The 23,651-nt window shown below is 38.3% G+C and carries 20 protein-coding genes and 1 pseudogene; 4 read left to right on the top strand and 17 right to left on the bottom strand.

Features of this window, described 5'->3' with window-relative positions; all coding sequences use genetic code 11:
• Positions 1-55: 55 nt before the first annotated feature.
• The 4 genes from CXF89_RS09790 to CXF89_RS09775 all read right to left on the bottom strand — a co-directional run bounded on the left by CXF89_RS09790 (position 56) and on the right by CXF89_RS09775 (position 3,980).
• Positions 56-787 carry an RNA methyltransferase gene (locus tag CXF89_RS09790; protein WP_121954490.1) on the bottom strand — a complete coding sequence of 244 codons (732 nt, stop codon included), beginning with the start codon at positions 785-787 and terminating at the stop codon, positions 56-58.
• A 76-nt stretch (positions 788-863) separates the two neighbouring features.
• Positions 864-2,900: an FUSC family protein gene (locus CXF89_RS09785; protein ID WP_121954489.1), complete on the bottom strand. Its 2,037-nt coding sequence runs from the start codon at positions 2,898-2,900 to the stop codon at positions 864-866.
• A 10-nt stretch (positions 2,901-2,910) separates the two neighbouring features.
• The gene (locus CXF89_RS09780) at positions 2,911-3,771 is read right to left on the bottom strand and encodes an efflux RND transporter periplasmic adaptor subunit (protein ID WP_101164109.1); all 861 of its coding nucleotides are present in this window, start codon (positions 3,769-3,771) and stop codon (positions 2,911-2,913) included.
• Positions 3,772-3,776: 5 nt separating this feature from the next.
• A complete protein-coding gene (locus CXF89_RS09775) occupies positions 3,777-3,980 on the bottom strand; it encodes a DUF1656 domain-containing protein (RefSeq protein ID WP_008171772.1) in 204 nt (67 codons plus the stop codon).
• Positions 3,981-4,374: 394 nt separating this feature from the next.
• On the opposite strand from CXF89_RS09775, the gene CXF89_RS09770 reads away from it, so the two are divergent.
• The 3 genes from CXF89_RS09770 to CXF89_RS09760 are packed head-to-tail and all read left to right on the top strand — an operon-like array spanning position 4,375 to position 6,901.
• Positions 4,375-5,484 (top strand): YjgN family protein, encoded by a 1,110-nt coding sequence (locus CXF89_RS09770; RefSeq protein WP_007584000.1) that lies wholly within the window; start codon positions 4,375-4,377, stop codon positions 5,482-5,484.
• A gap of 9 nt (positions 5,485-5,493) precedes the next feature.
• Positions 5,494-6,516, top strand: coding sequence for a M48 family metallopeptidase (locus tag CXF89_RS09765; RefSeq protein WP_024591602.1), 1,023 nt, complete (start codon positions 5,494-5,496; stop codon positions 6,514-6,516).
• Complete coding sequence (locus tag CXF89_RS09760; RefSeq protein ID WP_101164108.1) at positions 6,503-6,901, top strand: DoxX-like family protein; 399 nt, start codon at positions 6,503-6,505, stop codon at positions 6,899-6,901. The genes CXF89_RS09765 and CXF89_RS09760 overlap by 14 nt, the downstream gene beginning before the upstream one ends.
• A gap of 54 nt (positions 6,902-6,955) precedes the next feature.
• On the opposite strand, the gene speB is transcribed toward CXF89_RS09760, so the two are convergent.
• The 6 genes from speB to CXF89_RS09730 form a co-directional block, all read right to left on the bottom strand.
• The gene (gene speB / locus CXF89_RS09755; RefSeq protein WP_007583987.1) at positions 6,956-7,879 is read right to left on the bottom strand and encodes an agmatinase; all 924 of its coding nucleotides are present in this window, start codon (positions 7,877-7,879) and stop codon (positions 6,956-6,958) included.
• Between the two features lie 3 nt (positions 7,880-7,882).
• Entirely contained in the window at positions 7,883-9,796 is a 1,914-nt protein-coding gene (gene speA, locus CXF89_RS09750; RefSeq protein ID WP_007378101.1) for a biosynthetic arginine decarboxylase, read from the bottom strand.
• 676 nt (positions 9,797-10,472) lie between these two features.
• Complete coding sequence (locus CXF89_RS09745) at positions 10,473-10,805, bottom strand: YnfA family protein (protein WP_007378102.1); 333 nt, start codon at positions 10,803-10,805, stop codon at positions 10,473-10,475.
• A 77-nt stretch (positions 10,806-10,882) separates the two neighbouring features.
• Positions 10,883-11,752 (bottom strand): MYG1 family protein, encoded by an 870-nt coding sequence (locus tag CXF89_RS09740; RefSeq protein ID WP_024591604.1) that lies wholly within the window; start codon positions 11,750-11,752, stop codon positions 10,883-10,885.
• 233 nt (positions 11,753-11,985) lie between these two features.
• On the bottom strand, positions 11,986-12,447 hold the full coding sequence (locus CXF89_RS09735; RefSeq protein WP_024591605.1) for a GNAT family N-acetyltransferase: 462 nt from the start codon (positions 12,445-12,447) through the stop codon (positions 11,986-11,988).
• Between the two features lie 346 nt (positions 12,448-12,793).
• On the bottom strand, positions 12,794-15,046 hold the full coding sequence (locus tag CXF89_RS09730; RefSeq protein ID WP_121954488.1) for a sensor domain-containing phosphodiesterase: 2,253 nt from the start codon (positions 15,044-15,046) through the stop codon (positions 12,794-12,796).
• A 313-nt stretch (positions 15,047-15,359) separates the two neighbouring features.
• Between CXF89_RS09730 and cysZ the strand changes: the two genes are divergently transcribed.
• Complete coding sequence (gene cysZ, locus CXF89_RS09725; RefSeq protein ID WP_180961394.1) at positions 15,360-16,070, top strand: sulfate transporter CysZ; 711 nt, start codon at positions 15,360-15,362, stop codon at positions 16,068-16,070.
• Positions 16,071-16,143: 73 nt separating this feature from the next.
• On the opposite strand, the gene CXF89_RS09720 is transcribed toward cysZ, so the two are convergent.
• The 7 genes and pseudogenes from CXF89_RS09720 to CXF89_RS09690 form a co-directional block, all read right to left on the bottom strand.
• Entirely contained in the window at positions 16,144-16,665 is a 522-nt protein-coding gene (locus tag CXF89_RS09720; protein ID WP_101216154.1) for a hypothetical protein, read from the bottom strand.
• A 1-nt stretch (position 16,666) separates the two neighbouring features.
• Positions 16,667-19,975, bottom strand: a complete 3,309-nt coding sequence (locus CXF89_RS09715) for a PKD domain-containing protein (RefSeq protein WP_121954486.1) — start codon at positions 19,973-19,975, stop codon at positions 16,667-16,669.
• A gap of 16 nt (positions 19,976-19,991) precedes the next feature.
• A complete protein-coding gene (rlmM, locus tag CXF89_RS09710; RefSeq protein ID WP_007583974.1) occupies positions 19,992-21,077 on the bottom strand; it encodes a 23S rRNA (cytidine(2498)-2'-O)-methyltransferase RlmM in 1,086 nt (361 codons plus the stop codon).
• 17 nt (positions 21,078-21,094) lie between these two features.
• On the bottom strand, positions 21,095-21,463 hold the full coding sequence (locus CXF89_RS09705) for a DUF423 domain-containing protein (protein WP_180961393.1): 369 nt from the start codon (positions 21,461-21,463) through the stop codon (positions 21,095-21,097).
• A 19-nt stretch (positions 21,464-21,482) separates the two neighbouring features.
• Positions 21,483-22,118 carry an alpha/beta family hydrolase gene (locus tag CXF89_RS09700; RefSeq protein WP_121954485.1) on the bottom strand — a complete coding sequence of 212 codons (636 nt, stop codon included), beginning with the start codon at positions 22,116-22,118 and terminating at the stop codon, positions 21,483-21,485.
• Positions 22,119-22,120: 2 nt separating this feature from the next.
• Entirely contained in the window at positions 22,121-23,023 is a 903-nt protein-coding gene (locus CXF89_RS09695; RefSeq protein WP_002958561.1) for a transcriptional regulator GcvA, read from the bottom strand.
• Positions 23,024-23,144: 121 nt separating this feature from the next.
• Positions 23,145-23,651: pseudogene (locus CXF89_RS09690) on the bottom strand (3-deoxy-8-phosphooctulonate synthase); the annotation flags it as partial.

Here is a 23,651-nt window from a genome sequence, read left to right as displayed (position 1 = left end):
CCAATTTATTATTGTTATTTGTCATAAACAATTTAACCCATAATTTACTAATAGATTAAGCTTGTCGTTTAAAGTTATCTAAAATAATACCGGTCGCCATTGCAACATTAAGTGACTCTGCACCACCAAAAGCGGGAATGGTTATTTTATTGGTCACTAACTTTGCACATGTCTCGCGTATACCATGCGACTCACTGCCCATTAGCAAAACGCCTGAGCCCGTAAATTGGGTTTTATGTACACTTTGTCCATCTAAAAAAGCACCGTAAACAGGTAAATTTAAAGACTGTAAGTAATCAGGTAAATCTACTTGGCTTACCGATACCCTTACAAACGAGCCCATTGTGGCGCTAATTGTTTTAGGGTTGTAAGCGTCTGCGCTGTCGGTGCTAGTTACTATATGTTTAATACCGTACCAATCGGCTACTCTAATTATAGTGCCTAAATTACCAGGGTCTGATACGCCATCAAGCGCGAGTATTAAGCCATTTGCTTGTGGTAAAGCCGCCTTTGGCATATCAACAATAGCAATGGCTGCATTATTGCTAACTAATGTGCTCGCTTTAGTGAGGGTTTCTTCATCCGCTTCAATAAAATTAGCGTGCTGATACTCACTTTGGTATGCATTTATAAATTCGTTTGTAGCAAAAATATTAACCACATTTAATGGGCTGTTTAATAACTCAAGTACGTTTTTTTCACCCTGTACAAGGTATTGATTATATTGCTTTCGGTACTTTTTTTGGCCAAGTTGGCGAATAAGTTTGAGTTGGTTTTTTGAAATCATAACAGCCCCATAAAATTGTCCATTAAGTATAACAGATTTCGTTATAACATCTGAACTCGAAAAGCAGCGAATGGGGTTAATTTATCTTGCTGGCACTTCTTTCAAAAGTCAGATTAATGCGAATAAACATCCCTTTTATTGCCTCTAATTGGTTTGAATCACCAACAGATGCGGCTAATTCATTATAAAGATTATCAGACGCTTGCTTAAAGTTTTCATCAAACTTACCTTTGGTAGCCAGCATAAATGCATCAGCCAACGTGCGTTGCCATTCATTTAAATATTTTAGCTTTGTGTCACCAGCAAGATTTTCGCAAATTGAGTTTAATCGCACTGAGGCATGTCCTAAGTTTAAGCCGGTTAGGGCAAGGTCAGTAATGGCGCGTGAGTGTGAGCCCTGATCGTAATTAGTTAAGCGTATTAACCTATCTGCCATGCGGCGGTTGTACCAAATACTCGGAGTTTGATGTGTATTTATTTCGAGTAAATCTTTATAGGTAGCCTTAAAAACACGATGAACAAGTAACTGAACACTTGGTCCTGTAAATAACTGAAAAATCCAAAATAAAATACTCACGCCAGCAAAAATCGCGATTGCAGAGCTGAGTGTATAATCAATTGAAAAAGCTAGGCTCATATCCGTGCTGGGTCTAACCAAAATAGTAAATGGAATACAAAACCCTAAGCCGTATGGCAGCGTTTGTTGATTAGCGAGTAACAGCAAACCCAAAAAATACGGACCAGCTAATACAAGCAACAATATTTCTAATTGCCCACCACTCTGCGACAGTAAATTTAACGCATAAAAAATAGTTACAAAAGTAGCAACAATTATACCTGCCAATAAACGTTTAATTACAACCTGTAAAATAGCCAAGGGTATTCGCGCCAGCATTATCGAAAATATGACCGGTAATATCATAATTAATAATGCAGCTGAAGAACCTGTATTAATCCAAATAAATGCGCCGATAGAAAACACCAAAGCAGTTCTAAATCCAACAATAATGCCAGCTAATGGGTCGCGATATGTAAGCATACTGGGTGCATTTAATAATGTTTTATCGCGTTGTTCTAAAGCTCTGTATGCCCGTAGTAAAATTGTTAAGTCGGCTGCCACTTCTAAGCTCACATTGAGCATGTGAGATTCAAATGGCGAATCACACACCGTATTTGCTCTATAGTCGGTTAGCTCTTTACGCAGTGTTTTAACTTGTTCGGCGCAGTAATCAAAATCGTCAGATTCTTTAATTTGCGCGAATACGTGTTTAAGTTTACTTATTAATTTGTCTAATGTGGGAGTAATAAGGTCTGCGTGGTTTCGTTGCAGGCGACCAATTATTTGAATTGAAGCCAGTAAAGAAAGTACTTTTTGCGACAATTGATTTGCAGCACGTGAGCGCCCTGGACCTTTTGGCCCTTCGTACCTTACTGCGCTAGAGTCTTCGTTTATTGATCCTAATGTTGCCATAATGCCATCTATTTGCTGATGACGATTTTCGTGCGAGCCTTTAGAATCAAGCTCAGTTACTAAATAATCTAACGTTTGGTTTATAACCGACCGCGCTTGTACTTGCAGTAAGTGTTTAACTTTTACAGGCCAAAATAAATGGCTCACAAGGCCTGCACATATTGAGCCTATTACTATTTCACTCACGCGCGCTTGTGCAATATCAAATATGCTTTGACTGCTTACCATTGCCGGAGTAACCATGACTAAAAGTAGAATAATAGCGGCTGTTACACCTGCCATAGCAAACGCATAAACAAAGTTTGCTTGGCGTACCATTGCCGATAACGCAGAGTTTACCCCCAACCATAATGCAAGTGCACCGAGCGCTAAATAAGGGTAGAGAATTAACTGAGTTAAAAGCAATATGCCAAATAAACCACCCACTATGGTGCCTATTATTTGGCAAATTGCTTTTTCAATAACCAATCCGCTTTGCGGGCGTAATTGCAAAAATATAGCCGAGACTAACGCCCAATAAGGTCTTTCAAGATTAAGCCACATAGCAATAGTAAGCGCCATTACCATGGCTATAACGCCCTTAGTCGCAAAAATAATTGCCTGTTTTTTAGGAAAAAACAAATTTTGTAATACAACGCCCACTGTCTTCCCCTTAACGTGTAGCGAGATGTATTGTGGCGGTCATTCCTGCGCTTAACTGTGTATCTTCGGGCAATGAATCTAACTTAATATCAACAGGAATACGTTGCGATAAACGTACCCAATTAAATGTTTGTTGCACTTGCGGTAAAAGTTGTCCGTTACTTTGTGTATTCGTATTTGCAATTGCTTTACCTACACTCACTACATGCCCTGTTAATTGCTTACCACCGCTTAGAAGCGCTATTTTAGCTTCTTGATCAGGATAAATAAGCGGTATTTTACTCTCTTCAAAGTAACCCGTTACGTAAAATGAATCTGACTGCACGATAGCAAACACAGGTGTGCCTTGAGCTACATAGTTACCTTGGCGTAAATTCAGATTAATTATTTGTCCCGATGCAGGCGCAACAATTTTAGTTCTATCAACATTTAATTGCGCAATTGTTTGCTCTGTTTTAGCTAGGTTATAATTTGCCTCAGCAATTTTAGTATTGATACGTGTTGATTCTAGCGTTTCTTCACTTATTGCCTGTTGAGTGTTTAGCTCAACACGTCTTTCGTATTTATGTTTAGCAAGCTCCCATGTATATAGCGTATTTTCTGTATTGGCTTTACTTTTATCAAGCGCTGCTTGGTAACGCTTTTGATCGACATTAAAAAGTACTTCGCCTTTTTGTACGTTTTGACCATCTTTAATGTTTAAAGCAGTCACCCAACCCGACACGTCTGGAGCAACTGTAACTATGTCTGCTCGAATGCGACCGTCGCGCGTCCAAGGAGTATGCATGTAGTCAGTCCATACCCAACGCCCAGCAAAAACCGCAGCTATAACAACCAAGATAGTAAAAGTAATACGCAGATATTTAATCATTCAATTTATCTTCCACTTAGTAAATAGACGGCCAGTGCCAAGTAACAAACAAATAGTGACACTTCAAACCAAGCCACTTTCCAAATACGGTCATGCCAATCTAGTCGATGCAAAGCAAAACGAGTCAGCGCTGTTAAAATAAACGCAATTGGGAAATAAACAATCAGCGGGCTAAACTCTAATCCCCCTAGCACGACTGCTTGAAACATAATAAATATCCTAATGTTATTTAAAGCGGTGATAAAAGCTGTAAAACCTAAATAAATTTACATCCCTACTACTCTTACAATCTATTATTTTGGCATATAAATCAATTAGCTTAATTGTACGTAGGTGTGCTTAATACATAATTAATGCCATTACATTTAAGCAGCATTAACTATGTATAGTAGCTAAATCGCATATTAAAAAGCTAAAGATCCCAGTTACCAGCCAAATAAATAAAACCAGCGAGGTTTATTTATAAAAAAGTATTAGAGTATTTAACTCAAGACTTAAAACGCCTATTTATAGCTGTTTACAGAAGGGTGAGATAATTATAAACATTGAATTTTGCACTAAAAATGGGTAAATTAACAAAAAAACAACATGGATATAATTTTAATGGAATCAATACACCCTACCCCATCTGAAACAACCCCACCAATAAATGAGCCTGCTGAACCAATTTTTAGCGGAAAAGTGCAGTTTAGTGGTAAAGGCGGTGAGTTTTTTGGAATTTGGATTGTAAATATATTACTTAGCGTTATTACGCTTGGCATATACTCAGCGTGGGCTAAAGTACGTACGCATCGCTATTTTTACGGCCACACCCGCATAGATGGTCATAGTTTTGACTACCTAGCAACGCCAATACAAATTTTAAAAGGTCGGATTTTAGCGGTTATTGTATTTTTTATTTATACATTCTCTATTAGCTTTATGCCTATTTTAGGCCTGTTTATTGCTCTTGGTTTTATCTTTTTAATGCCATGGATTATTAACCAAGGTTTACGTTTTAATCTGCGTATGACCCGCCATCGTAATGTTCGCTTTGCTTTTAAAGGCAGCTATGGCGAAGCCTTTGTTAACTTTATACTATTACCTATTGCCAGCATATTTACGCTTTATTTATTAATGCCTTACGTTATAAAACGTATTGATAGCTATATACATAGCAATATTAGTTACGGTGACAAACCGCTTACTGTAAATCTAAAAGGCGAAACCTATTACCTAACAGCGCTTATTTGCTTTGTAGTGAGCTCTATCACCATGGTGGTATTTATGGGGATTTTAGGATTATTTGGCCTCAACTTAGTAGATATTGAAAATCAACAAAATTTAGAAAACTCTGCAGCTATGGTTATGCTTCCTATCTTTATGATGATTGCCTATGTGCTAATGATTGCCATTGTTTCTGCTGTATGGCACGCCGCTATTAGAAATCACATTTTTGATAACAGCTATTTTGAAGGCGTTGCTACATTTAAATCAGAGCTAAAACCAATTCCTTTCGCTGTTTTACTATTAACTAATATGTTGGCTATTGTATTTTCTTTAGGCCTTGCATACCCATGGACAAAAGTACGTACATCAAAAATGCTCGCTGATGTAACTAACGTCACTATTTATCCTGGTGCATTAAACCTAATTGATACCGCGCAAGAACAGCAATCATCATTTGCTGAGGAAGCTGCAAACGTATTTGATATTGACCTTTCTCTAACTTAAGAGCTCACTATGCATGTAAAGGGACATTTTTTCCCCATCGCATCGAGTAACTATCAAGTGTGTGTTGCAACTATTAGCGACACACACATTGAAGTTATCAACGATGAACACGTTATAGCTCGCCACGCAATCTCAAGTCTAAAATTAAGTTCGGGGATGGCAGGACTTGCCGACGAACTAAACTTTGAAGATGGCAGTCGTTTTATTCCTCAAGATGTAAGTTACAGATGGCCATTTAAAGAAAATAACCATCACATAATGGAGCGCCTTGAAAAAAGTAAATGGGCAATTTTAGCTGCAGTCATATTTACACCGCTTTTTATGTGGTTAGTACTTTATAAAGCGGTACCGGCCATTGCTGTTTACAGTGTTGATACCTTGCCACGAAATGTTGTGGAACAAATGGGGGAGCAAAGCTTTACACTAATTAAAAAGATTGCGCTTGACCCAAGCGAGCTGCCCGCAGAGCAACAAGCTAAAGTACAAGCGCATTTTACAAGTATGCTTAATGCGTTATCGCTTGATCAATCGATTTATAGATTATCGTTTTATAAATCAGACAGCTTTGGTGCTAACGCGTTTGCACTACCCCATGGTCGTATCGTGGTCACAGATGATTTAGCAAATTTACTTGCCGATAAACCCAATGCACTAAAAGCGGTATTGCTACACGAGATGGGCCATGTAGTCCACCAGCATAGCGTACGTATTACAGCACAATCTGCCGCAAGTACGATTGTGCTAGCGGTTGTATTTGGTGATTTAGAAGGGGTTGCAGAGGTTGCATTAGGTACGGGTGCATCGTTTGCTCAGCAAGGGTTTTCACGAGATATGGAACGCGAGGCAGATACCTTTGCACTCATTCAATTAGAGTCGCTTGGGTATTCGAGTAATGATTTTGCTGATGCAATAGAAGCGCTGCAAGAAAGCCATACCAGCGAAAACGAACACCTAGAAAAAGTAAATGACTTTTTAGAGTACTTATCTAGCCACCCAAGTGCACAAGAGCGTATTGACAATGCTAGGAAATAATCGCGGTTATATTCAACTTGCTCGCTACATAGTGAGTTTAAGTTGGATATATCATGGCTTTTTTCCAAAGCTTTATCATATAGCACCTCTTGAAAAATTAATGACTGGCAGTGCTGGTTTTTCAGCAGAAGTGTCTGACTTAATTACACGTTCGGCGGGTGTTGGCGAAATTATATTTGGATTGTGTTTATTTGTGTTTTATAAAAATAAACACCTAGTAATTTTAAATATTTTAGCATTAATTGGCCTTTTACTCGCTGTAGTTGCAATGCAGCCACAATTACTTATTGAAGCATTTAACCCTGTTACTACTAACCTGCCTCTTATTGGGCTAAGCGTTATTTGGTTAAAGGAAATTAAGCTGCTGAATAATCGATACCTCTAACTAAAAAAGGGTATGCCTGCGCATACCCTTTTTTGTAGTATTTAATTTGTAAAATTAGTACTTATTTTTATGCGTCCACAAATGCAGTAATTCGCTCGCAATGGTTGCTGCGGCAATAGCGGTAAGCTCACTTTGGTCGTACGAAGGTGATACTTCTACCACATCCATACCTACCATGTTTATGCCTTTTAGCGCACGCAGTACTTTAAGTACTTTATCTGACGTTAAACCACCGCACACAGGAGTGCCTGTACCAGGCGCAAACGCAGGGTCTAAACAATCAATATCAAACGTTAAGTAAACAGGTAGGTCACCTACTCGTTCAAGTATTTGCGCTGCAATATCATTTGCATGTAAATCGTTGGCTTGCATTGCATCAATCACAGCAAACTCATGTTTGCTTTGATCAAAGTCGGTACGAATACCTATTTGTATACTGTGTTCAACATCAATTAGCCCTTCCATTGGCGCATGATAAAACATAGTGCCGTGATCAAATCGCGAGCCGTTGCTATAGGTATCTGTGTGCGCATCAAAGTGCACTAACGCCATTTTGCCATGTATTTTTGCGTGAGCGCGTAACAGCGGAAGCGTCACAAAGTGATCGCCCCCTAAACCTAATAGCGTTTTACCTTGGCGAAGTATTTGCTCAGCAGCCATTTCAAGTTGCGCAGTAAAATATTCAGGGTCGCCAACAGGGTAAGTAAAATCCCCTGCGTCTGCCACTTTTAAGCGCTCAAACAACGGGAACGTCCACGGGTACTTAGTGTCTTCCCATGCTAAATGAACCGACGCACGACGAATCGCATCAGGACCTAAACGTGCACCAGGGCGACCCGATGTCGCTAAATCAAACGGTAAGCCTAAAACGACTACGTCTGCATCAATTGCATTAATATTTTGCACCATAGGACGACGTAAAAACGTCATCCCATTTGAGTACAATGAGTGATCTGCGTGACCAAACAAAGTCGACATTGCTTATAACTCTTCTAAATAAGTGTAGCCATCAAGGCCGCTTTGCAACTCGTCTAAAACGCTTTGCTGTTCGTGTTTTTCAATTTTAGTGCTTACTAACTGCTCGTATGATTGCTGAAAACTTTCAACATCTAAATGTACATAGCGCATCATATCGGCAACAGTGTCACCTTGGTTTATCTCGGTAATACTTGCAACGCCTTGCTCATCCATATTAACAATTGCGCTGTGCGTATCGCCAAACAAGTTATGCATGTCACCTAAAATTTCTTGATAAGCACCCACCAAGAAAAAGCCCATTAAATAAGGTTTATCAGCGCTAAACTCTGGTACAGGTAGTGTGCTTTCAATGCCTTGTCCATCTACGTAATGCTCAAGTGCACCGTCTGAATCACAGGTTATATCAAGTAATACAGCACGTTTTTTTGGTGCTTCAGTTAAGCCACTTAATGGCAATACCGGAAACACTTGATCAATGCCCCATGCGTCTGGAAGCGATTGAAATAACGAAAAGTTTACAAAAAACTTATCGGCTAAACGTACGTTTAACTCGTCAATAATAGGACGATGAAAACGGTTTTTGTTATCCATGTGCTTGTTAAGTTCATAACAAATACGAATATTAATTTGTTCAGCCCACGCACGCTGCGCTAAGTCTAATAAACCGAGTGCAAATTGGTTATGCGCTTCAGCTAAATCACCTTGGCTGTCGTGATAAATTTCAATTAATGCACGGTCATCCGTTAAATCAGTTAATTGTACAAACGATGCCCACATGTTTTTTAATAACAGGGGTGCATCTGCCGCTGGCGCTACTAACTCTTCTGGCGTGTAGCTTTCAGTACCAATAACATTGGAAATAAGCACAGCATGATGCGCTGTAAGCGCACGACCCGACTCAGAAATAATAGTCGGCATTGGTTGCTCATATTGCTTACATGTATCACCAATGGTGTACACAATGTTATTTGCATATTCAGCTAAGCTGTAATTCATAGAGTTATGCGACTGGCTACGTGTGCCGTCGTAATCAACAGCCAAACCGCCACCTACATCAAGGCAATCAATTTCTGCGCCTAATTTACGTAGCTCACAGTAAAAACGCGCAGCTTCGCTTACACCTAAACGTACGTCACGAATGTTCGCCATTTGTGAGCCTAAGTGAAAATGTACTAGCTGAAGTAAATCAAGCTGGTTTGCGTCTTTTAAACGATTAACTACATGCAAAACTTGCGATGCAGATAAACCAAATTTTGATTTTTCGCCGCCACTCGCTTGCCATTTACCTTTACCTTGCGACGCTAAACGTACACGAATACCAATGCGTGGTTTTACGTTAAGCTCTTTTGCTTGGCTAAGCACCATGTCTAGCTCAGAAAGCTTTTCAAGTACGATATACACTTTATGACCTAGCTTTTCGCCAATAAGTGCTAAACGTACGTATTCTTTATCTTTGTAGCCATTACATACAATAACGGCGCTGGTTTTTTCAGCCAATGCTAATACTGTAAGTAGTTCAGGCTTGCTGCCTGCTTCTAAACCAAGTTGCTTTTTTTCTACTTGTGCTTGGCTTGCTACTATTTCCTCAACCACTTCACGTTGTTGGTTTACTTTTATTGGGTAAACTAATAGGTAGTCTTTAGGGTAACCATAGTTTTCAATCGCAGTATTAAATGCGCCGCATAAGCTGTGTACACGATGGTGTAAAATTTGCGGAAAACGAACTAAAGCAGGTAAGCTTAAACCTTTATCTTGTAGTTGCTTTGCGATATCTGTTAATGCAATGGTTTGCTCTGGGGCATGAGCCTTGGGCGCAACATACACATCACCTTGATCATTAATACCAAAAAAACCTTGGCTCCAATGACGAACATTGTAGCTCGTACGAGCTTGTTCTAGTGATGTTGTTTCTTTCATTTATCTTTCTCTTTTATTTAATTAATTAGTGCCAACTCGGCTAGTGCCGCGCATTAAAAGAAAAATAGAGATCTAAGTCCAACAAGTATTTTTACTCGTAACGAGTGATTTCTAATATTAACAAAACAACCAATCACGCATTGCCCTCCAGCGTATATAAAATAGGACTTTAATGATTATTAAAGATAAGAAAAGCTGTAAAAAATGGCTGTTTTTAAATGACTCTTTATAAATTTTATTAGCAAAAATGAGTTACCCTATTCAATAAAACTAATCTGGAGTTACTTTGGTAATAGAATCTGCTTTTGAAGAATTAGAACCGAGTGTTCTACACGCTTCATATTACTCATAGTTTAGCCAACGTGTTGTGTTTAAGTAATACCTATGCATTTTTAAAATTGAATATAATCTGCACTTCTAAAACGCTCAGCATAACATCCACCAGCTTCAATAGTTGCTTAGCGCATATGTAGCGTTAGGTATTGCCTGTCGTATTGAAGTTGTTATATTTTATTGGCAGTTTGAAAATAATCGAGATAGGACTTTAAATAGCACTAGGGTGTGTTTATCTTTGGAGGTAGAAATTGCAGCTGTGCATTTGGTTTTTAGCCAAGACAGGGCCTATATGTGTTTTCCCCTATAAATAGGCGCTTTTTATTTATTGAGTATGAGCCAGCTATGCACTTTTTGGTGCGAACATAATTATAGCCATACCTAGCAGTGCAACTAAACCACCAATAATATCCCACATAGTAAGCTTTACGCCATCAACAACCCATAACCATAATAGCGCAACACAAATATATACGCCGCCATAAGCTGCATACACGCGCCCTGCTGCAGTAGGATGTAAAGATAGCAACCATGCAAATAGTGCCAAACTTAAAGCCGCAGGAATTAAAAGTAAAATGCTTTTATCTTGCTTAAGCCAAAGGTAAGGCAAATAACAACCCACTATTTCTGCTAAGGCTGTAATAGTAAAAAGTGCGATTGTTTTTAGTTCAAACATAATGCTCCACGCTAATATAACAAGCATAACAATCTATATAAATTGTTATGCTTAGTATTCGTTATGAATCTGCGTTGTTATTCGCTAAGCGCCATGGTGGCAAGTTTCATTGTGCTTTCAAACGACTTAGTGCCCGCTATAAATAAGCCATTGTGACAGAACACAGCGTCGTCAATACCGGTTTCATCTATAAACGCTTGATCAGATAAACCTGACCATGCTTTAGGAAGCGGTTTTCTATCTTCAAACGAGCCAGGCTCAACGGGTACTGTTTGTAATATCCATTGCCCAGAATGCGATGGGTAAACCATGTATAGCGCATCGCTTGATAAAATATGCACTGTTTTTTTCCACGGTGTGTATTTTTCAAGCACTATAACTCTGGCATCTTCTGCATTTTCAATTGCTTTAGCAACAATCGCTTTTGCATTTACACTACCGTGAGCTGAGGCGATAAAACGAATGAGCATGCGAGCTGCAAATTCAACAGCTTCATCAAAACAGGTATCAAAGTTACTCTCTTCTTCCCACGTAGGGTTAAACATTGAGATTGTTTGGCTCAAGCTTATTCCTTTTGATACACCTTCAACATGACCACAATCAATGGCATCAATGGTTGAAACTAAGCCTGAATCCACTCTATCAGCCACGGCTTGGTTATCATCACACAGCGCTAAGCCGTATTTTTTCCACACTAAACCAAATGATGAAAAAGGGATGCCATTTTCTCGCTCGCCTGCACCACCGCGTTGATGATGATCAAAGCGATTAGTTTCAGGGTCGTATTCGCCACCTACATCAATTACAAAGTCGGCACTCTCTATAAGCGCTTTATCGCGAGTACGTACCAGTTTAAACGTTGGCAAAACATGTTTAAGTACCGCAATACTAAAAACGTCATCTGCATGAAAATTACCATTGTGGGTTACTACTGTTATTTCGCTCATTTGTTTATTGCTACTTTTAGAAAAGATAAAAATTCTCGCTTTGTAAGTTAGTCACTAATTATCGAGGCAGATTTTATACGAAGACAGGTGTTAAAAACAGTGAAGTATTTTTTGCATCACTATAAAAGCTGCTTTTATAGTTAATAGTTTGAGTATGACTTTTATTACAAGGTAATAATGAGGCCAGATATTTACGACACATTAAGCTTTAACATGTCGTAGCGTTAATAAGCTTATTGGCTAAGCCCTAACTCCATAAATACACTTTGTGGATTATCTACATATGAGCCAAAACTGCTACAGCGTTTAAAGCCTAAATTTTCATATAAATTGATTGATTTTATTTGCTTTGGACCTGTTTCTAAACGTATTAACGGGATTTTCTTTTCGCCAGCTTGATGTAATAAAATCTGCATAATACGTCTTGATAGCCCTTTACCACGATGACTTGGTTTTACATATAAACGTCTTATTTCGCCATAAGGCTGAGTATCAAATTTCTCTACAATCGCACCACAAGCGATAATACCTTCTTCAGTTTTTAAACCAATAGCATACACATTAGGTAAGGTTAATTCGTTTAACTCCAAAGACTGCGCTGTAGCAACAGGGTATAAAGAATTTATAAGTCGGTCTATATCGTCAAATACATTTACTACATCGGGATCATTAGGGTTCAAATCGACTAACTGCATAAAGCTTCCATTCATTGTTATAAGTTTATTAAGCTTTAAATAATATATTCAAGCAGGCATAGCTTAGCATTGTTTAACCAAAAAATCTTTAGTCCTTATTTAGCATATAGTTTGGGGAATTTTAGCAGTTAGAAAAAGTAAAAGTGACCTAGCATATGGGAAATCTCTGTTAGGTTATTCCCAATTATTAAACATTGGCCTTTAAGTAATTAAGCTCTGAGAGCATTTCCGTACCAAATTTGCTTAATTAAGTGATCTATTTTGAGATAAGAAAATCGTGTCGATAACAAGGCAGAATTTTTTAACACAGTTACCGCCAGATTTAATCCCTCTAATTGATTAAGTATTATTGCGGATTGCTATTAGCACTATGCCATTTTAAATAACGTTCTTTATCCATCGGCTTTGCAACTAAGTAGCCTTGCATAGTGTCAATATTCATTTTTTTAAGTAAGTCATACTGCTCTGTTGTTTCTACGCCTTCTGCAACGACCACTAAGTTTAAGCTTTTTCCTAAACTGATAATTGTTTGCGCGATATTAAAGCCAATCTCATTATCTAAAATTTTATCAATAAAGCTTTTATCTATTTTTAATTCTTTAACAGGAAACGCACTTAAGTAAGCTAAGCAAGAGTATCCAGTTCCAAAATCGTCAATCGAAAATAAAAAGCCAGCCGCAATGAGCTCTTTCATTTGCCTAATTGTATAATCTATATCACTAGAGAGCATTGACTCGGTTATTTCTAACTTAATTTGTGATGCTCGAATATCAAATTCATTGATAGTGTTGAACAGCTCACCTTTTAAATTTGATGAATTGAACTGACTTTGACTAATATTAATTGAAACACTAAACGAGTCGTCAATGATAGCGCTTGCTTTAAGCTCGTTAATTAAAATACATATATCATGCAAAACAATATTTTGTAGTTTTTGAATAAGTCCGTATTGCTCTGCAATAGGTATAAATTCGTTTGCTGTTATCAGCCCTCTTTGAGGTTGGTTCCATCTAATAAGTGCTTCAGCACCAACAACATCACCCTGCGTATTAACTTGTGGCTGAAAGTAAGCACAAAACTCATTAGATGCAATTGCTCTCACTATGTCGGTTTCTAGCTCTGTTTGCTTTTCAAGTAGTGTTTGCAAGGCTGGATCGTAAAAGCTGCTGCTATTACCCCCTTTATTTTTAGAACGATACATAGCAGTATCTGCAAATTTTAATATATTGTCAGCCTGTGCATTTACGCTATCAATTAGACAAATACCTATGCTACAACTTACTTGAAATGCAAGGTTGCCCACTTCAAACTTATCATGAAAAGCTCTTTGAATTTCTTTAGCAACGGCTTTACATTCTAGGATTGCTTGCTTTGTATCTTGCCCTATGTGTTTGAGTAAAATAATAAATTCATCACCACCCGCTCTGGCCAGTGTATCTGAGCCTTTTATTATTGCGCTTAACCTTTTTGATAACTCTACAAGTACTTCATCACCCGCACTGTGCCCTAACGAGTCATTAATACGCTTAAAGTTATCTAGGTCTAAAAATAATAATGCCCCTATATTTTTATTACGCTTAACACTCTCTACACACGCGCTTAATCTGTCGCTAAGCATTCTTCTATTTGGAAGATTAGTTAATGGATCGTAAAAGGCGAGTTTATGAACTTCTTGCTCAGCCTTTTTCTTTATTGAAATATCTCTGGCCATCCATACTACATGTCTTTTTGTAGGACTATTGGGGTTGTAATGATCTAAAGCGGCAGCTCGTCCCTCAAAAACTATACTTCCTTTTGGCACATCTAATTCATATTCAAAAATTTGCATCTCGTTAGTCGAGAGTGTTGTTTCAATGACGTCCATTATCATCTTCGCATCTTTTTGAGGAAGCAGGTCTTTAACATTTTCACCAATAAGATCCGTGGTCGAATCAAGCAGTAACTCATTAGAGGTACCATAAACATCGGTATATGTGCCATCTTCACTTAAAATGAGGATGAGATCGGGCATTACTTTGGTGAAGGCTTTAAATTTTTCATTACTGTGCTGTAAATTAACGACAAGCTGTTTTGCCTTCTCAAATTCGTTACTTTTCTCAAGAGCGATACTTGAAAAGTGCACAAAAAAATCTATTAATTCTAAATCTTGCTCTGATGGGGTTTTAGGTGTGCTGTGATAGATAGCAAAGGTGCCTAACAAATCAGCTTGAGTTGAAAAAATAGGTGTTGACCAACATGACCTAAGATCAAACTTTAGCGCTAAAGCTTTAAAGTCCTCCCATAGCGGTGAGATTTCAATATTTTCTACAATTGTGCGCGATTTCGAAAATGCAGCAGTACCACAAGAGCCCACTTTTGGCCCTATGTGAACTCCATTAAGCAAACTACAGTACTCTGGGTGAATATTAGGGGCTGCGCAATGAAAAAGCTGCTGGCCTTTAACTGATAAAATGGAACACCTAGCAGATTCATCATCAATAATCTGCTCTATTGATAAACAAATTTCAGTAAGCACCTCATTTAAAGGTACCCCTAATGCAATTTTAGATAAAATGCCTTGCTGGTGAGATAATAACTTTTTTAACCTATCCGTACCCATTTTCACTTGCTCGCATTATTTATACATATTGATACAACAAAAAGCCTCTGGTAGATGCTTTTTTTCTACGTAGTAAAGTTCAGTATAGTCATGATTAGTAAGTTCATTCTTTTATTAATAAAAAAACTAATCTGGTCTACATTGATTAATCATAATTGCATATTACTAAACACCTGTAGTTACTATATAACCAAAACCGCAACATTAAAGCTAACACTTTGTTACTTAAAATTACTGTTCAAAATTATTAAGCTATTTATACTATAACTAATGGTAAATATTTTTTGAGGTTACAGTGCAGATCACACAAGGTATGGAATATTTTTTTTCGGGATTTAAATTAATTAGCCAAAAAGGGTTAAAGCGCTTTGTACTTATCCCGCTTTTAATTAATGTTCTGCTATTTGGTAGTTCGTTGTTTTTCTTATTTGGATGGCTAAGTGATAGCTTTAGCTACATCAGTAACATGCTACCAGAATGGTTAAGCTGGCTTGAGTGGCTAATGTGGCCAATTGCTGTATTAGTCGTATTATTTAGCTACAGTATGCTATTTACTATAATCACTAATTTTATTGCAGCCCCATTCAATGCTTTATTAAGCGAAAAAGTTGAGCTTTATTTAACGGGTCAAAAAATTAACGATGATGGTTTTTCCGAATTAGTTAAAGATGTACCTAGAATGCTTGCCCGTGAGTGGACGAAGTTGTGCTATTACCTTCCTCGCGCTATTGGTTTTTTCATACTACTTTGGGTTTTACCTGTCATTGGACAAATACTATGGGTTTTGTTTACCTGTTGGATGTACGCGGTGCAGTATGAAGACTATGCGTTTGATAACCATAAAATTGGCTTTAAGCAGATGAAAAACGATTTAAAATCTAAGCAAGGTTTATCATACGGGTTTGGTTTTGCTGTTATGTTATTAACGGCTATACCCTTTGTAAACTTAATAGTTATGCCTGTAGCTGTGTGTGGTGCAACACGTTTGTGGGTCGATAATTATCGACCAAAATACCGTAGTTAATTAAGAGGTTGCTGATTTTTCAATATTCAAAGGTCACGGCACCCGAGATAAAAAAGCACCTAAGGTGCTTTTTTTAATCTATTTTTAAAACAATAAACTCAAGCGATGCACGCCTTGGTAATGCGACGCTTTGTTTATCTACTTCTTCAAATTTTTTAATCAAAATACTAAAGCGCTGATTGTTAAAATTAACGGCTGTAACTTCACCAATTTTTATACTGTAGTTTTGCTGCTGATCAAACAGCTTTAGTGTTCGCCCTTTTATACGCTCTACGAATAAGTAAGGTGTTTGGTCTGGCATCTTTAAACGAATAACATTGATTTTACTTAACTCATGTACCGCCACCCAATTTTGACTCTGCATTAACGTATTATAACTACTAATGCCTTCAGGCTGATAAACAACATCTTGCCTTATAACGCATGTCTTACAGCCCTTTACTGATTCAACTCGCCAGTCAATAGCTGTATTTTTGTAATATAAATTGTCGTTTTTTAGTAACCATTCACGTGCATTGTTAGTATCGCTACACGCTATTAGTAAGCTTAAAAAACTACTACAAACAATAAACTTAATACTTAACCCTAGTTTCATATTAATGCTCTTTAATTGCTTTTAACTCAGCAATAATTGCACTACTTGGCTGCGCTTCTTTTATATAACTGGGCAGCGTTTCAATATTAGTAGGTGAGCTTTGTAAATTATACACCTTACTATTATTAGTATTTGGCACGCCAAATCGATTACCTGCACTTTGCATATAAAACTGCAAATTAAGCATGCTCCACTCATCTACATCACTAAGTATTGATATTGTATTATCTTGGTTAGTATCAAAGCTGGTTAGGCTTTCGGTGTTAATTGCATTACAGTTAAAATCAACAGGTAGTGAGCCATTTCGATTTAGCCCCTGTGCTTCAAGTATTGTGCTCTCATTTAAATCTGCTGAACTACCACTTGAATAATCAATAATAAAATCATCTGTAGAGCCTAAATGACTATTAGTATTTGGTGTAATATCGCAGCTAGCATTGCCGGGATAAAAACGCTCATAATAACGATCGCCTTCGTTATTACCTATTGTTGATAAACCCGCTAATTGATATAAATAATTCATAGAGCTTAAATGATTAGGCTTAAAGTTAACCTCTTCATTGCCACCATGGTATAAGCCTAAGTTATGGCCTAGCTCATGAAAGATAGTTGATGCTTGATAATTATAAGTTACATTGGTTGCTATTTGCGTATCGAGCGTTAAGCCCCAGCCGCCCATAGTTACCATTAAATCATTACCGCTGATCTCAGCAATACCCGACCCACTAATACTGCCATCTTCATTTCCACTACTTGCCATTAATAAGTAATGAAAGATGGGTCTGCGGGTTATATCGGTATATTCCATTTTATAAGCAAACAAATTAGGGCTACTTAAATCGTACTCAAACGGAGTATAACTATTAAAAGGGACAACATTTCCGCCACCTAAATCAAAGTTTTGCGGCGCAATATCGCTATTCTGATCAAATAAGTCACCTACATCAAAATGAACGGTATAGCCTTTACTTGCAAATACACTAACAATTTTTTCAAGTGCAGTTCGATGAGGCGTTATTCCAACATCACTACTATCCATATAATCTATTTCAATAAATATATCTTTTTGTGAAGTACGCGCCCCCCATTCATACAAAGGCAGCCCACCAAATGTTGCTCCCTCTACCTCTGCACAATCTGGAATACCGTCTTCATCATCATCTATTGAGCAAGTTATATCGTTAGGCCCTGCCGGAGTATTGAATACTGAGTAGTTCCAGTCTGTATTTTGGTTGGTATCGGTTGCGCCGAGCGTACGCTTTAAGCTGGCGCCCTGCTCTGGCAGTATTTGTGCAGCATTTTCGCCTTGCCACTGCGAGGCTGTTACAGGCTCTTGGGTTGAATTTCCAAACTTAACAAAGTCGATAGTTTGTGTACCCGCACTATTAAGTAATTCTGCAAAACCATTTATGTACCAATAAGGCCTAATTTGATCATTCGCGCTACCAACAAGTACAAGCTTAGTGTTATTTAATGACGCACTTGCTAAAAAATCATCGCCAAAGCGGCTTTGTAAAATAATATAGGCGCCATTTAAAAGCTCTTTATTAGGCAGCGCAAATACTTGCTCATCACTCAACGTACTATCAGACATATTAATACTGCGAGCTTTAAGAGAGTAGTCTTGTAAATTTACTGTCGCACCGGTGCCGTTATAAAGTTCAATCCAAGGTAAGTCATTACTAAATTGCACAGATGAAAGCTCTGTTATTTTTATATCTTGGCTAGAAGTTGTAAACGAGGTGGCAGTTTGCGCCAAAATAGTTGTGCTATCAAAATTAGCTAAATCAGCTGTAACACGAACAATATATTGAGTGTCTTCATCAAAGCTTGCGCTTAAATTTACAGTATGAAAATAAGTACTTGTGTCGCTGGTAGTACCCGACAAACTTTCAATAGTTAAGGCCAAGCAAGTAGTAAAATTATCTGCTGACACTTGTACGCTTCCAGTACAAGTACCACTACTAGAGTTAACGGCTAAAGTACTCACGAGCATAATATCTGAAAATGTAATACTAACAGGGCTATCTACAAATACTGGTTCATTACTATTTTGGGGCGTTACATTACTAATTGTAGCGGGCGTTGAATCAACAACGGTAACACTCAGTACAAATTCGGTTGTGTCTTTTGTATCAGTCGCCGTTAACGTATAGCTTTGTGGAGTGATACTGTTTGCAAGAGGTGTGTAACTAAAACGTAAGGCTTGGGCATCAATAACACTGATTTGCGCACCATTTAAATCATCACCAAAGTCAATCTGTACGCTATCGTTATCAGCGTCGCTAACCACTAAGCTAAATTCTGTGGCTTGGTTATATTGCACATTGATATTTACATCATCGGCAGTCGGTGGGTTATTTGGGGCTAATATTACAACTATTTTCTGGGCGTTATTTGTAGCGTTATCGTCATCGGTAACAGTTACTACAAACGTTACATTGGTATTTTGCGCAACAGTGGGCGCATTAAAGCTAATACTTGTTTCTGTTTGGGCAAGTTCAACTACAGGGCCACTTGTTTGCTGCCAGGTTATGCTATTAATACTACCATCGCTGTCTTGTGCATCTGCAACTAGGGTTACACTGTCATCTTTTTCAGCTTCTTCAGGGCCTGTAACAATAACTGTTGGCGCGCTATTTACTTGATTAATTAAAACCGTTTTACTCGCTTGAGCGCTTTTACCGGCATTGTCAGTTACGGTTACGCTAAAACCTAGCGTTGTATTTTCAGATACATTGGGGGCAGTAAAACTAAGTACACCATCTGACTGGCTAAAATCAACATTATCTCCCGCAGACTGAATCCAACTAATAGTGCTTATGGTTCCATCTGTATCTTGAGCGTTAGCAACTAAGCTTACTTGTGTGTTAGCAAGTGCACTACTTGGGCCTGTAATATTAACTGTAGGTGCATTATTTTGAGAAGTGATAGTGCCTGAAAATACTTGTTGTGCAGTAGCACCTGAATTATCAGTAACAGTAACTGAAAAACTAAAGGTCGTGTCAGTGGTTACACTCGGTGCAGTAGCTGTAAGCGTATTGCCATTAACAATAAATGTAAATTCAGGACCACTAAGTTGTTGCCATTGATAATTGGCTATTTGCCCGTCACTATCACTTGCAAGCGCAGTAATAGTAAACGATTGGTTAGAGACAATAACGTTACTACTAACAGAGAGCGTAACACTGGGCGCAGCGTTACCAGAGGGCGTAGTTGAATCACTACCTTCTCCGCCGCCGCCACAACCTGTGATTAAAAGTGATAAAAAAAGTAAACTTAGCCATTTATTAATATTGTTTTTTACCACTTTTAGCCTCTACATATTAACTATACAAATTTTGTGGCACCTTAGTAACGTTTAAATGAACGGTTATTTCCTCACGATCATGATAGAGATGTTTAGCTTGTAACTCGTAATTAATGCTATGTTTCTCAAGCTCTTTTCTTATCATCGAAAGACATTCATAAACACTATCAAAGCGTTTTTTCATAGGTAGTTTTAAGTTAAATATAAACTCTTTTGCGTATGCATTTACTGCCCAGTCAATCATTAGCGTAGTCACTTTGGTTGGTTTTTCCACCATATCGCACACTAACCAAGTAATATTTCTTTTTTCTGGGCGATATTTAAAACCATCTGCTCTAAAATGTTTAACTTGCCCCGTTTGCATTAAATCGTCATTCATTGGGCCGTTATCAATCGCACTTACAAACATACCACGGCGTACAAGCTGATAAGTCCAACCACCCGGGCATGCACCTAAATCAACACTGCGCATACCTGCTGCCACGCGTGATTCACGTTGTTGCTCAGGAATAAATACATTAAACGCTTCGTCGAGTTTTAACGTTGAACGACTCGGTGCATCGCTTGGCATACGAAGGCGTAAAATACCCATGAAAAATGGAGAATTATTAAAGCTATACGAGTAACCAACATAAGCCGTATTGTTTGTTAAAAACATGACATGCATTACTGGGCGGTTTGCTTTTGGCTCACGCAGTACTGTATTTTGTTTTTCGAGGGCTTTTTTAAGCGGCGTTGATATTTTTTTACAGAACGTTAAAAGCTCTTTGCCTTCATTTGTATCTGGCGTTTCTACGCGCAGTTCTGAGCACAATGTAAAATCTTTAGCAGCTTCAACTACTGCACTTACACGGTCCTCTACTGGCATGTTTTCAAGTAATGTACCGGCAAACCATTGGCGTGCAAACACCATATTTTTAAAATCGACTTTTTTGATTATTTCGTCGCTGTGATGCGCTTCAAAACATTCGTAAACAACATAACCTGTATTTGGCTTTGCTTTTACATACCCTGCAAAACCCTGCTCTGCAGCATGAAACGTTATTTCAGCAGCGGCATCGCTTTCAAAACCACTACGACAATAAATCACAACACTAGACATATTAACCCTTAAACTCTTTAAAACTTAAATCGTGCGACTTGCACTAAAATAACAATCCAACCAATAATAAAGCACAATCCACCAAGCGGTGTTATCGGCCCTAGCCACTTCATATCTGTTAGAGCGAGTAAATATAAACTGCCACTAAAAAGTAGTGTGCCCGTTATAAAAAAGCCACCAGCCCAACTCAGGTTTATGCCCCATTTAATTAAAATAGCCACCGCAATAAGTGCAAGGCCATGCATCATTTGATACTCAGCAGCTGTTTTAAAAACCCCTAATGAATACTCCGATAAACGGCTTTTTAAACCATGAGCAGCAAATGCACCTAACATAACCGAGAGCATACAAAAAATACTGCCGGCCATTAAAAATAATTTAATCATCTAATCCCCTAATCGAGTCTTAACACATCTCTACTTGTTGCTTAATAAATTCAACGGCACTTAACGCTGCTGTTTCTCTATTTTGCAGTTCAGTTACGCCACTTTTTTTACGTGGCTTTAATGAATGATCGCCATCAGCCAGCCATGTGAGTAAAGGCTGTTTTGGCATTTCCATAGTAAGCAGTTCTTCACGTGTACCAAATGTATCTCGCTCACCCTGTAATACTAAAAAAGGGCAAACAATATCAGCAAAATGATCGGTGCGTAACTTTTCTGGCTTACCCGGCGGATGAAATGGATAACCAAATGCAATAACACCCGAAAGTCTTTGCTCTGTGCTACACGCAAGCATTGATGCCATGCGTCCGCCCATCGATTTACCGCCTATAAATAACGGTAAATCTGGCTGCGCCTGACCAAGCACTTGCTCATAATAAGTAAGTAGCTTTGGCGCTCGCTCTGGAGGCCTACGTTTATTAGTTTGTTTAGCAATTTGCATATATTCAAAATCAAATAAACCAACATCAACACCTTGATCGCTTATTAATTTTGCCATATGTTGCATAAAGTCAGAATCGCTACCGGCACCTGCACCATGCGCAAATATAAACTGTGCAATTGCAGGTTGTGCGGTGCTTTTAAACCATTCAATCATTATTAATACTCATGTTCTTGTTCATGCTCTACTAAGCTCAGCATCCACTCTTTAAACGAAACTATTTTACCAAGCTCTGTTTGCGATTCGCGAAGCACTAAGTAATATGCATTTTTACTTTCTAGACTGTGATTAAACGGAATAACCAAACGCCCTGCATCTATGTCGGGTTTAGCTAATACACTATTACCAATTGCCACACCTTGCCCATGTACTGCAGCTTGTAACACCATTGATGAGTGACTAAATATAGGTCCTTGATTTACCTGAATGTTACGCACACCTGCAGTTTTCATCCACGTTTTCCAGTTTTTACGTGTGGTGTCATGCAATAAGGTGTGATGCGCTAAATCACTAGGTTGATCAAGCGGCTTTAATCCGCTTAATAACATAGGACTACAAAGTGGTACTAAATACTCGGTATGAAGTTTGTACGCTTGTACGCCATTCCAATGACCTCTTCCATAGTAAATAGCAATATCTACGTCATCAGTCAGTGAGTTTTCATCTTGATCTTGTGCTTTTATTCGCACGTCTATCTCTGGGTGTAACTCATTAAACAAACTCAAACGAGGCACTAACCACTGAATAGCAAAACTTGGTGTTAGACTAACTGTTAATGAGCCCTTAGCACCACGGGCTAATAGCTTTTCAGTTGCATCAATAAGCTGAGTAAAAATCTCTTTTATATCTAAAAAATAGCCTTGGCCTTCTTCAGTTAATAATAATGAGCGGTTTTTACGTAAAAACAACTTTAAACCTAAATGCTCTTCAAGTGTTTTTATTTGATGACTTACTGCCGCCTGCGTTACATAGAGCTCTTCTGCAGCCTTAGTAAAACTTAAATGACGCGCAGCCGCTTCAAAGGCTTTTAATGCGTTTAATGGAGGTACCCGTCTTGACATAATAACCAAGCTTAGAATTAGTTTTTCTTATGCGTGAGATTATATACATCATATAAGTTTGTGTATATTAAAGGCATAAAAAAAGCGACCTGAGTCGCTTTTTAATAAACATCATGCTTAATTATAAATCGCTTGCACTTGTATCAAGTGGGGCAAAGCTTTTAATTAAATCATCAACCGCTTTCATTTGCGTTAAGTATCCTTCTAACTTACTAAGCGCTAGCGCACATGGGCCATCACATTTAGCTTCATTAGGGTTTGGATGCGCCTCAATAAATAAACCTGCAATACCTAGCGCCATACCGCTGCGTGCAAGCTCTGCTGCTTGTGCACGACGACCATCAGCAGAATCAGCTCGGCCACCAGGGCGCTGAAGTGCATGTGTTGCATCAAAAATAACAGGCGCCATTGCTTTCATGTCATCCATACCCAGCATATCAACCACTAGGTTGTTGTAACCAAAGCTAGAACCACGCTCACAAAGTGCGATGTTATTATTACCCGCTTCATTAAATTTAGTAATGATGTGGCGCATTTCATGTGGCGCTAAAAACTGTGGTTTTTTCACGTTAATAATTGCACCTGTTTTAGCCATCGCCACAACTAAATCTGTTTGACGTGCTAAAAA

Source organism: Pseudoalteromonas sp. MelDa3, assembly GCF_002863625.1.
GTDB lineage: Bacteria > Pseudomonadota > Gammaproteobacteria > Enterobacterales > Alteromonadaceae > Pseudoalteromonas > Pseudoalteromonas arctica.
The sequence above is the reverse complement of the archived record's forward strand: the minus strand, read 5'-3'. Positions and strand labels throughout refer to the sequence as shown.